General features: G+C 67.3%; 13 protein-coding genes. 4 read left to right on the plus strand and 9 right to left on the minus strand.

Annotation, left to right across the window (positions count from 1 at the left end):
* Window positions 1–140: 140 nt before the first annotated feature.
* The gene (locus tag AB0B91_RS43970; RefSeq protein ID WP_358333734.1) at window positions 141–2,252 is read right to left on the minus strand and encodes a DPP IV N-terminal domain-containing protein; all 2,112 of its coding nucleotides are present in this window, start codon (window positions 2,250–2,252) and stop codon (window positions 141–143) included.
* Window positions 2,253–2,580: 328 nt separating this feature from the next.
* Here AB0B91_RS43970 and AB0B91_RS43975 point away from each other — a divergent pair, with 328 nt between their 5' ends.
* The gene (locus AB0B91_RS43975; RefSeq protein WP_358333737.1) at window positions 2,581–3,135 is read left to right on the plus strand and encodes a GNAT family N-acetyltransferase; all 555 of its coding nucleotides are present in this window, start codon (window positions 2,581–2,583) and stop codon (window positions 3,133–3,135) included.
* Window positions 3,123–3,425 (plus strand): DUF952 domain-containing protein, encoded by a 303-nt coding sequence (locus AB0B91_RS43980; protein WP_358333740.1) that lies wholly within the window; start codon window positions 3,123–3,125, stop codon window positions 3,423–3,425. Before AB0B91_RS43975 ends, AB0B91_RS43980 begins: the two co-directional genes overlap by 13 nt.
* Window positions 3,426–3,435: 10 nt before the next feature.
* On the opposite strand, the gene AB0B91_RS43985 is transcribed toward AB0B91_RS43980, so the two are convergent.
* From AB0B91_RS43985 to AB0B91_RS43995, 3 genes are read right to left on the minus strand one after another with little or no spacing between them, the layout of a single operon-like run.
* Complete coding sequence (locus AB0B91_RS43985; protein ID WP_358333743.1) at window positions 3,436–4,254, minus strand: ABC transporter permease; 819 nt, start codon at window positions 4,252–4,254, stop codon at window positions 3,436–3,438.
* A complete protein-coding gene (locus tag AB0B91_RS43990; RefSeq protein WP_358333745.1) occupies window positions 4,254–5,012 on the minus strand; it encodes an ABC transporter permease in 759 nt (252 codons plus the stop codon). The genes AB0B91_RS43985 and AB0B91_RS43990 overlap by 1 nt, the downstream gene beginning before the upstream one ends.
* Window positions 5,012–5,944, minus strand: a complete 933-nt coding sequence (locus AB0B91_RS43995) for an ATP-binding cassette domain-containing protein (RefSeq protein ID WP_358333748.1) — start codon at window positions 5,942–5,944, stop codon at window positions 5,012–5,014. Before AB0B91_RS43995 ends, AB0B91_RS43990 begins: the two co-directional genes overlap by 1 nt.
* A gap of 65 nt (window positions 5,945–6,009) precedes the next feature.
* Here AB0B91_RS43995 and AB0B91_RS44000 point away from each other — a divergent pair, with 65 nt between their 5' ends.
* Entirely contained in the window at window positions 6,010–6,384 is a 375-nt protein-coding gene (locus tag AB0B91_RS44000; protein ID WP_358333751.1) for a nuclear transport factor 2 family protein, read from the plus strand.
* An 871-nt stretch (window positions 6,385–7,255) separates the two neighbouring features.
* Entirely contained in the window at window positions 7,256–7,510 is a 255-nt protein-coding gene (locus AB0B91_RS44005; protein ID WP_358333754.1) for a hypothetical protein, read from the plus strand.
* Window positions 7,511–7,854: 344 nt separating this feature from the next.
* On the opposite strand, the gene AB0B91_RS44010 is transcribed toward AB0B91_RS44005, so the two are convergent.
* The 5 genes from AB0B91_RS44010 to AB0B91_RS44030 form a co-directional block, all read right to left on the minus strand.
* Window positions 7,855–8,310, minus strand: coding sequence for a hypothetical protein (locus tag AB0B91_RS44010; RefSeq protein WP_358333757.1), 456 nt, complete (start codon window positions 8,308–8,310; stop codon window positions 7,855–7,857).
* Window positions 8,311–8,761: 451 nt separating this feature from the next.
* The gene (locus AB0B91_RS44015) at window positions 8,762–10,018 is read right to left on the minus strand and encodes an amidohydrolase family protein (RefSeq protein WP_358333760.1); all 1,257 of its coding nucleotides are present in this window, start codon (window positions 10,016–10,018) and stop codon (window positions 8,762–8,764) included.
* Window positions 10,015–10,824: an ABC transporter ATP-binding protein gene (locus tag AB0B91_RS44020; protein ID WP_358333763.1), complete on the minus strand. Its 810-nt coding sequence runs from the start codon at window positions 10,822–10,824 to the stop codon at window positions 10,015–10,017. Before AB0B91_RS44020 ends, AB0B91_RS44015 begins: the two co-directional genes overlap by 4 nt.
* Entirely contained in the window at window positions 10,817–12,520 is a 1,704-nt protein-coding gene (locus AB0B91_RS44025; RefSeq protein WP_358333766.1) for a dipeptide/oligopeptide/nickel ABC transporter permease/ATP-binding protein, read from the minus strand. The genes AB0B91_RS44020 and AB0B91_RS44025 overlap by 8 nt, the downstream gene beginning before the upstream one ends.
* On the minus strand, window positions 12,507–13,562 hold the full coding sequence (locus tag AB0B91_RS44030; protein ID WP_358333769.1) for an ABC transporter permease: 1,056 nt from the start codon (window positions 13,560–13,562) through the stop codon (window positions 12,507–12,509). Before AB0B91_RS44030 ends, AB0B91_RS44025 begins: the two co-directional genes overlap by 14 nt.
* Window positions 13,563–13,567: the final 5 nt, after the last annotated feature.

The raw sequence follows: 13,567 nt of genomic DNA on the forward strand, positions 1-13,567 counted from the left end.
AAGGGAGAGGTGCCGGCGCGGCCCTCGCGCGTACCCTGGCGCGCCGGTTGCGCAGGGCGACGTCGGGGGCGAAACCTCCTGCGCCCGCGCGACCGCGCCGAGCAACGGACGGACCCGGCGCGTCGCCTCACCCGCTCAGCTCACGCATCCCCGGCACCGAGGGGAACCCTGGACAGGCGATAACCCTCCGGCGGCTCCACCCCCAGCAGATGACGCACCAGGAAATCCCACTTACGGCGATTGACGTAATACTCGAACCCGACATAGACATGCTCGGCCCGCGGCACGAGCAGCAACTCGAAGTCCTTGTCCGCCGCGATGAGACGATCGACCAGCCGCAACGTCACATCAGGCAACACCTGAGTGTCCAACCCGCCATGCACCAGCAGCAGCCGGCCCGCCAGCCGATCGGCGAGATCCACATTCGACGCACGCGCATACCTCTGCGCATCGAACGGCCCATGATAGGCCTCGGCGCTGCCCGGATCGCCGTAGCGCAGATCATGCATCCCCGATTCGGCGACACCGACCTTGAACACCTCAGGAAAGTCCAGCATCGCCCGCACAGCCGCGAACCCGCCCGCCGACAGACCGAAGATCCCCACCCGGTCCAGATCCATCCACGGCCGCTCCGCCCCCAGCTGCTCCAGCGCCGCGACGTGATCAGCCAGCCCCGCCTCGTCCAGCCGCCCATAGGAGGCGTCATGGAAGGCCTTGTCGCGCCCCGGCGTGCCCCGCCCGTCCACGGCGACCACGACGAACCCGAGCGCGGCCACCACCTCGGCGTCATAACCATGCCACCCGGCATCGAAGGACGGGCTCACCCGGTGCACCGCGGGAAAGGGATAGACATGATCGACGACCGGATAACTCCGGCCCGGATCGAACCCATGAGGCCGATACAGCACCCCATAGACGTCACTCTGCCCGTCGGCCGCCTTCACACAGAAGCGTTCCGGGGGAGTCCAGCCCGCCGCCATGAGCCGGCTGACATCGGCGCGCTCCAGCTCCACCAGCACCCGACCGTCCCAGCCGCGCACCGTCACCGACGGCGGCGTCACGGTCGTGGACGCCGAGTCGATGAAGGAGCCCTTGTCGCCGGCCACGATGACGACATGATCCAGATCATCATCGGTGATCCGCTCGAACCCCGACCCGTCCAACCCGGCCCGGCACACCGACCGGCGATACGGATCGGCCGCCACCAGCCCCGAAGCGACGAAGTACACCACCCGCGCCACCTCATCGACGTGCAGGATCTCCTGCACCGCCCACGCCCCCGACGTCACCTGCCCGCGCGGCTCACCACCGCACACGTCATACAGGTAGAGATGACCCCACCCATCACGCTGGGAATACCACAACACCTCCTGCCCGCCCCGCAAAACCCTGACCATCGGAGCCTGCCCCAGCTGCTGCGCCGGCTCCACCCGGGTCTTTCCGGTCTCACCCAGCACGCTCACCACCTCGCCGCTGACCGGATCGAGCCGATGCAGCCGCAGCGTCCGCCCATCACGCGAGCGATCGAGGTAGTAGACCGCCGAGCCGTCCTCCGACCACCACGCCCACTTCATGAAGATCGGCGAAATCGTCGGCATCTCCACCGGCTCCGCCCGCGCCGCCACCGCCGTACCGCCCGCGACGTCCAGCACCACGAACGCGGCCAGCGGCAGCCGCTCATCACCGGGAAACGGCTGCCGCAACGTCACCAGCCCGGGCACGCCGCCGTCGTCCGGCATGGACTCCACCAGATGCGCCCGCCGCACCCCCCGCTGATCGGTACGGTGCGTCAGCACCCGCCGCGAATCCGGCGACCAGCACACGGCAGGCGGCGCGTGGGGGAGCCCCATCTTCTTCAACAACGTTGAATACATGAAAAAATCAGGACTCGCCCCGTAGTCGTGGTCCGCATCCCCATCAGCCGTCAGAGCCCACTCCCGGCCATCCTCCAGCGAACGCACCCACACATCGTGCCCCCGCCGGAACGCCACCAGCCGGCCATCCGGCGAAGCCACCTCCACCGGACCGACCGGCGCCACCCCCGCGACCTCCTCACACACGGAGCCGTCCAACCGGCACCGCCAGCGCCCGCCGAACGCGTCGAACTCCACCCCCTCACCACTGAACTCCACACCACTCAACGGCAGCGCCGCCGCATCCACCTGCCGCCCCGACGCCGCCGCCAACGCGGCCGCCACCTTCTCCTGATCGAAGGCCGCTCCGCGGCTGCCCGCCACCGGATCGACCAGCACGAACCTGCGCCCCTCAGCGGTGTCCACCGCGTACCAGAACCGGGCACCCCCCTCGATCCACCGCGGACTGACCTTGTCCCCGAGCACCAGACTCCCGCGGTTGTCCCGCAGCAACCGCTCGGCCGCCCGATAAGCCCCGGCATCGAGTCGCGTCGTCGTCATCTGTCGCCTCCCGTCGAAAAACTGGAACGCCGCGACCATCCCGCACCCCGCTGACACCCCCTTGAGCCCCCGCTGACAGATCGTTGACACACCGAAAGACCACCACCAGCAAGGGACCAGACGAAAACGCCTCGCGCCCCAAAGGGGGGTTCTCTACACTGCCCACGTGCTCAAACCCCACTACCCGATCATCACCAGCCGCCTCCTGCTGCGCCCCTTCACCCCCGACGACCTCCACGCGCTGCACGCCTACGAATCCCGGCCAGAAGTCGCCCGCTACCTCTACTGGGAACCCCGCGACCTCGACACCGTCCGCACCTTCCTCGAAAAGAAGATCACCCGCGTCGCCCTCCTCGACGAAGGAGACGCCCTCGACATCGCCATCACCCTGCGCGAAAGCGGCGAACTCATCGGCAACGGCGTCCTGATCTGGACCAGCAAGCAACACCGCCAAGGCGAGATCGGCTACATCCTGCACCCCGACCACCACCGCCACGGCTACGCCCCCGAAGCCGCCCGCGAACTGCTCCGCCTCGGCTTCGAAGAACTCCACCTGCACCGCATCACCGGCCGCATCGACGCCCGCAACTCCGCCTCCGCCCGCGTCCTGGAGAAACTCGGCATGCGCCGCGAAGCCCACCTCATCGACAACGAACAGGTCAAAGGCGAATGGACCTCCGAGGTCATCTACGCCATGCTCGAATCAGAATGGACACCATAAACATCCTGCACCTCGCCCTACACGCCGACTGGGCCGCCGCCCAGCCGGCAGGGGAGTACCGCATCTCCACCCTCGGCCGCACCCTCGAAGAAGAAGGCTTCATCCACTGCAGCCGCGACCTCGACCAACTCCACGGTGTACACGCCGCCTTCTACAGCCACCTCACCCAACCACTGCTCATCCTCGAGATCGACCCCACCGGACTCGACATCCGCCTCGAAAACGGCTTCCCCCACCTGTACGGCCCGCTCCCCACCACCTCGGTCACCGCCGCACAGCCCTACACCTGACACACCCGCACTACGCGCACAACACCCGCTCAATCCGGCGCGCCGCGAACCACACCCCCGCCACCGCCATCACCACCAGATAACCCGCATGCCCCAGCAACCCCCACTGCGGCACCCCCGAAGCCAGACCCCGCACCAACTCCACCGAGTGATACAGCGGCGTCAGACGCACCACCACCTCCAACACCCCCGGATAATCCGCCACGGGGGAGAAGGTCCCGGAAAACAGGAACAACGACAACTGCGCCGCCGTCATCAGGTCGAAATCCTGCCAGCCACGCAGCAGCGTCGACACCGCCATCCCCAGCGCCCCGAACGACAACCCCACCAGCATCGTCGCCGGAAACGCCGCCAGCGCCCACACCGGCTCGGCCAGCCGCAACACCACCATCACCACCAAGAACAACGCCGTGTACACACCGCTGCGCACCATCGCCCAGCTCAACTCACCCAGCGCCACCTCGATCGGCCGCACCGGCGTCGCCAGCACCGCCTCGAACGTCTTGGCGTAACGCATCTTGAAAAAGAAGTTGAACGTCGTCTCCGACAACGCCCCGTTCATCGCCGAAACCGCCAGCATCGCCGGCGCCACGAACACCGCGTACGACACCACCCGGCCATCACCCACCGGGATCCGCCCCACCAGCGCCCCCACACCCACACCGATCGACAGCAGATACAGCAACGGCTCGAAGAACCCCGACACCAGCACCAGCCAGTACGAAGCACCCGAACGCAACGCACCCACATTGCGGCCCACGACCGCACCCACCCGGCCCACCGAAACCCGGCCCGACACCAGCCGAGCCACCGCCAACGTCACCATCATCAGTCCTGAAGTCGCCTACGAAACGCCCAACCCGCCCACCACACCCCACCCACCGCGAACACCAGCAAACACCCGGCATGCGCCCACACCGGCCACGGGGGAGCGGCCCCCGACGTCGCCGCCCGCGCAAGCTCCACCCCATGCCACAACGGCGAGACATAAGCCAGCGGCCGCACCACCAGCGGCAACTGCTCCACCGGGAAGAACACCCCCGCGAACAACGTCGAAGGCAGCATCACGAACCGAAACAGCAACGCGAAATAACTGTCGTGATCGATCGTCGCCGAAAACGCCGTCACCGGCGCCGCGACCGCCACCGCCAGCAACGCCGCCACCAACGGCGTCACCACCACCCACGGCGAGGACAACACCCCGAACGCCGCCACCACCAGCAGGAACACCACCACCGCGATCTCGACCCTGAACACGATGTACAGCAGCCAGCCGCCGATCATGTCCCACACCGACACCCGCGTCGCGAACATCGCGTGCGCCCCGCGATTCCACCGGAACTCCCCGAACACCGCGTACGTGCACTCGCCGACCGCCATCTGAAACACCGTCGAAGCCAGCACACCCGGCACGATCCACTCCACGTACGGCACGCCACCCACCTCGCCGACGTAACCGCCCACCCCCAGCCCGATGCTGGCCAAGAACAGCACCGGCAACACGAACGACGAGAACAACGACGCCCGCCACAACCGCTTGTACAACGTCAGGTGCCGCTCCAGCACCGCCACCGCCGGATGCGCCATCACTCCACCAACGTCCGGCCCGTCAGATGAAGGAACACATCCTCCAGCGACGACCTGCGCACCAGCACACTGGAGGGCACCAGCTCACGACGATGCACCTCCGACACCGCCGCGTCACCGTCCTTGGCATACAGCAAGATCCGATCCGGCAGCACATCCACCCGATCACCCACCCCGTCCAGCGGCGCCACGAAACCCGCCAGCTCCTGCCCGCCGAAACGCAACTCCACCACCTCCGGCGAGGAATAGGACTCGATCAGCGAACGCGGCGACCCCTCGGCCACGATCCGCCCGCCGTCCATCACCACCAGCCGATCGCACAACTGCTCGGCCTCATCCATGTAATGCGTGGTCAGCACCAGCGTCACACCCCGCTGCTTCAACCGGAACAACCGCTCCCACAGCAGATGACGCGCCTGCGGATCCAGCCCCGTCGTCGGCTCGTCCAGCAGCACCAGATCCGGCTCGTTCACCATCGCCCGCGCGATCGTCAGCCGCCGCTTCATCCCGCCCGACAGCGGCTCCACCCGGCTCGAGGCCCGCTCACGCAGCTGCGCGAACTCCAGCAGCTCCTCGGCCCGCGCCCGCGCCTGCGCCCGCGACAAACCGAAATAGCGAGCGTACGTCGTCAAATTCTCGCGAACCGTCAGATCGGGATCCAAGTTATCCAGCTGCGGGCAGACACCCAGCCGCCCCCGGATCCGCGGCCCCTCCCGCGCCGGATCCATCCCGAAGATCCGCAACTCACCCGCGGACGGCATCGACACGCAACTGATCATCCGCATCGTCGACGACTTACCCGCACCATTGGGACCCAGGAAGCCAAACGCCTCACCAGGCGCCACATCAATATCGATCCCGTCAACCGCGACGAAATCCCCGAACCGTTTCACCAGCCCACGCGCGTGAACCAGCGGCAGCACACCAGACACGAGCCCAGACCATAACCAACGCCACCGACAGAATCGACCGGTTAAACGCCGCCACACTGGAACCCATGGACACCCGAACAGCCGCCCAGCACTTCGCCGACACCTGGCAACACGGCTGGACCCACCACGACGCCGACCGCATCGCCACCCTCTACAGCCACGACGCCGTCCACACCTCCATGCCCTTCCGGCCACCACACCGGGGGAGAGGCGCCATCACCGACTACATCCGCTGGTCCTTCAGCACCGAAACCGCACCCCAGGTCACCTTCGCCACCCCCATCGTGGACGGCGACCAGGCGGTCATCGAATTCCGCGTCCACGCCACCGACGACGGCACACCCATCACCCTCGCAGGCTGCGTCATCGCCCGCTTCGACACCGACGGCCTGGCCGTACAGACCCGCGACTACTGGCACACCACAAACGGCCACCAATGACCGGCGGCCCGGCCACCGCATCGCGCCCCACCCCGGCGTGACACGGCACCCACCAACCCACAACCGGCACGAAAACCGGCACGGCGCTCAACGCCGCGCCGGCCCGAACCCCGGCACACAAACGGTCAGCCCGCCACCCGCGCCCGAATCGGGCCGACGGCGGAGGCCAGATACGCATCAGCGGAAACGACCTCAGGAGCCACCGGGGGAGCGGACTGCGCAACCGGAGCCGAAGGACGCGACATCTGCTGCGTCTGCTCCATCGCGGTCCGCCGCTCGGCGCAACCACCTGCGCAGTAACCGTTCGTGACGATCAGGCGTCCCCGCAGGGTCGTATAGGACTCCCGTCCAGAAGCGGGCAGAACTCCCTGACACACTGCACATAACATCGACTGGTTCCCCACGTGCTGCTCCTCTCGCGGCGCGATAGCAGATTTCCCACCCTAAGCCGCCCAGGCCAGCAAGGACAGTGAATCAACCGAAGGTCAACCCGCTGGTCAGAACATTCCGGCCTCACCCACCGTAATGATCAAGAGCCGGGCCAGGCCATCGGCGGCGGCCGTCACCTCCTGTAACACCACCGGACCTGGACGTGTCCGCCACCGCCCGGCGGGGCGGCATCCAAGGTGACCAACGTCACCACACGCGCACGCCGCTCCACCCCGGGAGTCAGGACCCCTCCCAAGCGAGAAGAGTGCTACTTGACATAATGTTCATTATCAAGCAACCAGACATGTCCGCCTACACCCGCAAATATGGCGAACCGAGGATGCATGATTCTCAGCGTCGCGGCCCTGATCATCGCACCCATCGCCGCCGGCGAAGCCGATTGACGCCGCTGATCACCAGCGAGTCGCGTTACGATCGAGACATGCACAGCCTGGCGATCTCCACCGGGGGCCTCGTCGCGCTCACCGTCGTCGTCACCGCCCTGATCATCTATCTGATCATCCTGGCCGCCCGGCTGACCAGGAACCCCCGTAACCGCCCCAGCCCCAGCCCCGACCTGGTCGACCAGGCGCGCCAGATGAAGGCGCTCGGCCAGCTCCAAGAAGCCGTCTTCCTCGTACGCGGCGAGACCGGCATGAGCCAGCGCGCCGCCGCCCGCTTCGTCAACCGCCTCTAACCACCCCTAATCACCCAAAAAACCCGATACCGGACAGAAGGTGGATTCTGTTCGGTATCGCCTATAGTTCCCAGCCTGCCAGAACGCGGCCACTGAGGAACGGCGTCGTCGACACATGACCCGCAAGCCGACGCGGCCGCCTTCGGCAACGCGCTCATTGGCCTGAGGAACGGCGTCGCGCACGTCGCTGATGGACATGCGGGTGGCGGTGGGGGTGAGGCCATCACCCCGGCGGGTCCTCTCGAGCCGGGACCGATCTTGCTGAGCCCGTTCACCGCGATGCGGCCCGGGCTATGTACAGGCGTCCCACGCGTCCGACGGCACAACGCGCAGCTCCCCCTTGATCACTTTGTGGCGGCGTTCCTGGGCAGGTCGTCGATCACCCGCACGCATCGAGGGACGGCGTGGCGTGGGAGCCGCTCGAGACACCAGGCACGCGCCTGCGGCGCGGTCAGCGTGCTTTCGGGTGTCACGCTCACGGCCACGAACACGTCTTCCTCGGTCAGCTCTGAGGGCACGCGTGTCGCGGCCGCGTCCAGGACGCCGGGCATCGCGGCCGGCACCTGCTCCACGTCCCAGGTGGCGATGTTCTCGCCGTGTCGTCTGATGACGTCGGCGCGGCGAGCGGCGAAGTAGCGGAAGCCGTCCCCATCGAGCCGGCCCCGATCCTCTGTCCTGAACCATCCGTCGCGCAGGACTCCCCTGTGGCGGCGTCGTCGCCGCTGAAGGTGATCGACTGTGCTCGGGGTCTGTCCGATTTGTCCTGCCGATTGCGGGCGATCGTCGTCGTCTGTGATCACTACGTCGTATTCCGGGACGGGTCGTTCGGCTGAGCCGGGCCGGCGAACGGTGGGTGTGCTGGTGGCCACGTCGCCGAGTTCGATGCAGGCGTAGGCCTGGTGAGTTGTCCGACGGCGGCGGCAAGGCGTGCGTCCAGGGCCAAGGGCACTTCCACGGCGCCGGGTATGGCACTCCCCCACGCGCAGCGACACGCGGTCCTCGAACCGTACGAGTTCCGCCTGCGGCGCGATGGTCGCGCGGCGTTCCCGTACGTCGAGCGTCGTCTTGGGCAGCGTCGTGACCTCGTCTCGCGGCGCTTGGCTGCGCGGCCATGTGGAAGCGTCTGCTGCCTCATCGCCCAGTGGGGGCAGGTGGGGCTGCGCGGTCGCGGGGCCGGCCTCTCCCCCGCCGGCGCGGTCGGCCTCAGGGGCTCGGTCTCCCGCTGGTTCGGTCGGTTGCCGCCGGTTTCGGTCAGACGGGTGTCGTCTGGGGGGCGGTCTTTGCGAGGTCTTTCATGAAGGCGCCGGCTTTCATCACGATCTGTATGCGCGAGGGATCAGCCAGTGCGTGTATGTCCTGGAGCGGATCGGCGTCGGTGGCTACGAGATCGGCGAGTTTGCCGGTTTCCAGGGTGCCGACTTGGTCGGAGATGCCGAGCAGTTCGGATGCGGTCCGGGTTCCGGCGATGAGGGCGTTCATCGGGGACATGCCGAGGTCGACGAGGTGTCCGAGTTCGCGCAGGTTCTGCCCGTGGGGGCAGACGCCGGCGTCGGTTCCGAGGGCGATCTTCGCTCCGCGTGCGATGGCGTGGCCGATGTTCTTCTTCGTGATCTCGGACCACTTCACTTTTTTGGCGTAGTGGTAGGGCTGCATGGTCTTCTTGTCGATCGAGAACACGGTCGACAGGGTCGGGACGAGGAAGGCGCCGCGTTCTTCGAGGAGGTCGAGGCCTTCGTCGTCGATGCCGTAGCCGTGTTCGACGCTGGTCACGCCGCCGCGGATGGCGGTGAGGATGCCTTTGCGGCCTTGTGCGTGGGCGGCGATGGGTTTGCCGCCGTGTCGGTCGAGTTCGTCGTGGATGGCGCGTACTTCGTCCAGGCGCAGGCCTTCGTCGTCGGGGTGGTCGTGTCTGCTGCCCATGCCGCCGGTTGTGCAGATCTTGATGAGGTCGGCTCCTTGGCGGAGTATGCGGCGTGTTGCTTTGCGGACTTCGTCGACGGTGTCGGCTATCTCGATGAGTTCGGGGATGGTGGGGGCGAGTGTGCCGCCGTGCAGGTGCATGTCGCCGTGGCCGGCGGTGTGGCTGATCGGGCTGACGGCGAGTTTGAGGCGGGGGCCGGGGATCAGTTGTTGGTCGATGGCTTCGCGGAAGCCTTGGGACAGGCCGCCGAGGTCGCGTGCGCTGGTGATGCCGGCGTCGAGGGTGGCGCGGATGCGGGCGACGGATTCCAGGACGATGAGGGCTGGGTCGTTCTGGAGGGTGTGGAAGGGTCCGTTGGCGAGGGTGAATCCCAGGTGGACGTGGCAGTCGATGAATCCGGGTAGCAGTGTTGCGCCGTGCAGGTCGCGTTCGTCGGCGTTGTGGTTGTGGGGGGCGTCGGCGGCGGTGCCGACGTAGGCGATGAGGCCGTCGGGGGTGATGTCGAGTACGCCGTCGTGGAGGGGTGGTGCTCCGGTGCCGTCGATGATCGTGGCGTTGCTGAGGCGGAGGTTTCGGTCGGGGGTCACGCAGCGTCCTTCCGCGGGCGGTGTTCGATGGTGAAGCCTGGTGCGCCTGGGACCGAGTCGAGCAGTGTGCGGGTGTAGGGGTGCTGGGGGTTTTGGTAGAGGTGGGCGGCTGGGGCTTGTTCGACGATGTCGCCGTTGTAGAGGACGACGACTTCGTCGCTGACGTGGCGGACGACGGCGAGGTTGTGGGAGATGAAGACCATGGTCAGGTTGAGTTCGCGGCGTAGCTTGGCCAGGAGGTTGAGGATCTCGGCTTGGACGGAGACGTCGAGTGCGGAGGTGATCTCGTCGGCGATCACGACTTCGGGGCCGATCATGAGGCCTCGGGCGATGGCGATGCGCTGGCGTTGTCCTCCGGAGCATTCGTGGGGGTAGCGGTTGATGGTGTCGGCGGGCATCTTGACGGTTTCGAGCCAGTGGATGATCTCGTCGGTGTGTTTGCTGACGTTCGCGCGGCGCGGGTCGACGGCTTCGGCGAGTGCTTGGCCGATGGTGCGGCGGGGGTCGAGTGAGGAGTAGGGGTCTTGGGGGATCATCTGGACTTTGCGTCGCAGCGCGTGGCGGTCGGCGCCTCGTGCGGCGGAGACGGGTACGCCGCCGATGGTGACGCTGCCGGCTGTGGGGCGGATGATGCCGACGAGTGCTTTGGCGAGGGTGGATTTGCCGGAGCCTGATTCGCCGACGATGCCGACGGTGGTGCCTCGGGCGACGTTCATGGTGATGCCGTGCAGGATGGGTGTGGCGTTGGCGCCCCAGCCGTAGCCGGCTCGCAGGTCGCTGACCTGGACGGCGATCTGTTCATCCATGGGTGTGCTCCTGCGCGGGCTGCGGGGTGGGCAGGTCGCCTGGGGGGCCGTCGATGTCGGGGGTGGCTCGCAGGAGGGTTTGGGTGTAGGGGTGTTGGGCGGATTCGACGGTGAGGTCGTGGGCGGCGATCTGTTCGACGATTTCGCCGTGGTACATGACGATGACGCGGTCGCAGAGTGCGCGGACGACGCCGATGTCGTGGGAGATGAACATGATCGAGGCGTTGTATTCGTTGTTGACGCGTTTGAGTTCGCGCAGGATTTCGGCTTGGACGGTGACGTCGAGGGCTGTGGTGGGTTCGTCGGCGATGATCAGGCGTGGCTGGACGGTGAGGGCGGTGGCGATCATGGCGCGTTGCCGCATGCCGCCTGACAGTTCGTGGGGGTGCTGTTTGAGGCGGTGTTCGGGTCTGGTCATGTGGACGGTGCGCAGGGCGTCGAGTACGCGCTGGGTGGCCGCTTTGGTGGTGAGGTGTTTGTGGGTGCGCAGTACTTCGGTGAGCTGGGTGCCCATGCGCAGGGCGGGGTTGAAGGTGGAGCCGGGGTCTTGGTAGATGAGGCTGATGGCTTCGGTCATGGCGGTGGGGGGTGCGGGGCGGCGCAGGTCCAGGTCGTTGATGGACATGCGGGTGGCGGTGGAGGTGAGGCCGTCGGGCAGGAGTTGGGCCAGGGCCATGGCGGTGAGGGTTTTGCCGGAGCCGCTTTCGCCGACGATGCCGAGGATCTCGCCGTGTCGGATGTGGAAGGAGATGCCTTTGACCAGGGGTGTGTCGCCGGAGTGGATCCACAGGTCGCGGATGTCGGCGAGGTGTTCGCTGGGGGTTGCCGCTTGGTCTGGGGTGGTGGGGTGGGGTCGGTTCTGGCTGGGTGTGTGGTGTCGTCGTGGGTTTGCGGCGCTGGCGAGTCCGTCGCCGATGAGGACGGCGGCCAGGCCGGTCAGGACGATGAGGGCGGCTGGGCCGGCCATTTGGTAGGGGCGGTTGGCCAGGAGGGATGGGAGGGCTTCGTTGAGGAGTTTGCCCCAGTCGTAGGCGGGTGACTGGACTCCGAGTCCGACGAAGGACAGGGCGGAGATGGCGGTGAGTGTGGCCGCGAAGGTCGATGCGGCCAGGACGAGCAGGGGTTCGGCCATGTTCGGCAGCATGTGCCTGATGGCGATCCGGGTGTTGTTGACGCCGAGCAGGCGGGCGGTGGAGACGTACTCCTGCTGGGAGATTTTCGCGGCGAGGTTGGCGGTGAGGCGGGCGAAGTAGGGGATGCCGGACAGGCCGATGGCGATCAGTGCGGAGGAGCCGCCGGCGCCGAGTACGGCGGCTACGACGAGGGCGAGCAGGAGTCCGGGGAAGGCGACCATGGCGTCGATGACGCGCAGGAAGGTTTCTCTGGCCCAGGGTCGTAGGAGCCAGACGCCGGTGCCCAGGACGATGCCGGAGATGACGGCGATGGCGGTGGCTCCGGCGGTGAGGAGCAGGGTGAGGCGGGTGGCGACGAGGCTGCGGAGCAGGACGTCGTGGCCGGTGGCGTCGGTGCCGAGCCAGTGTTCGGGTGAGGGTGGGGCGAATCTGGGGCCGAGTGCGTTGGCCGGGGTGGTGAACAGGAGGGGGGCCAGTGCGGCGATGAGGATGATGATGGCGAGCAGGGCCAGGCCGAGGATGAGGCCGGGGTTGACGTGGCGGGACCGGTTATGCGGAGACATGGGGTCCTCCGAGGGTCCGTGGGTCGATGAGTCCGAGCAGGATGTCGACGAGGAGGTTGACGAGTGCCGCGATCATGCCGATGACCAGGACCATGCCTTGGATGACGGGATAGTCGCGGTCGAGGATGGCTTTGATGATGCCGCTGCCGAGGCCGGGTAGGGCGAACACCGATTCGATGATGATGGCGCCGCCGATCATGCCGGTGAGGATCAGTCCGCTGAGGGTGAGGGTGGTGGTGAGCAGGTTCGGCAGTGCCCAGCGGATGTGGCGTCGCAGGGCGGGCAGGCGCCAGCCTCGGGCTGTGCGCATGTAGTCGGTGTCGAGGACGACGGCTGTTTCGCGGCGGACGACGCGGGAGATGGTGCAGATCGGGCCGATGGCGATGGCCGCGACGGGCAGGACGAAGGAGGCTGCTCCGAAGCGGGGGGTGTAGGCGGGTGGGAAGAGCGGGAGCAGGCCGATGCCGAGGGCGAACATCACGACGAGGAAGGAGGCCATGATGTAGCCGGGGATGGAGTCGAGGAATCCGGTGAGCATGCCGAAGGCGACGTCGAGCCATTTGCGCCGGCCGCCGCGGGTGAGGACGCCGATGGCCATGCCCAGGGGGATGGAGATGAGCAGGACGGCGAGCATCGCGGTGGTGGCGATGGTGGCGGTGAAGGGCAGGCGGTTGGCGATGATGGTCTCGACCGGCTGGCGGTACATGAAGGAGGTGCCGAGGTCGCCGGTCAGGACTCCGCTGACGTGGTCGAGGAAGCGTGGCCAGATGGGGCGGTCGAGGCCGAGTTCGGTTCTGATGCGCTGGATGTCGGCGAGGTCGGCGTTGGCTCCGGCGATGCCGACGGCGGGGTCGCCGGGGATGAGCTGGACGATGAGGAAGGAGACGATGAGCAGGGCTGCGAAGATCGCCACGAGGCTGGCCAGGCGCCGCACGGCGAACCGCAGCCAGGCGGAGGAGATCCGCAGCCGCTTTGACCGGGATGCGGTGGGGGGCTCCGGCGGCGGGGCGCCTGGAGCGTGCGGGGATGTGAGTGAGGCCATGACGG

The sequence above is a fragment of the Nonomuraea sp. NPDC049141 genome, from assembly GCF_040648415.1.
GTDB lineage: Bacteria > Actinomycetota > Actinomycetes > Streptosporangiales > Streptosporangiaceae > Nonomuraea.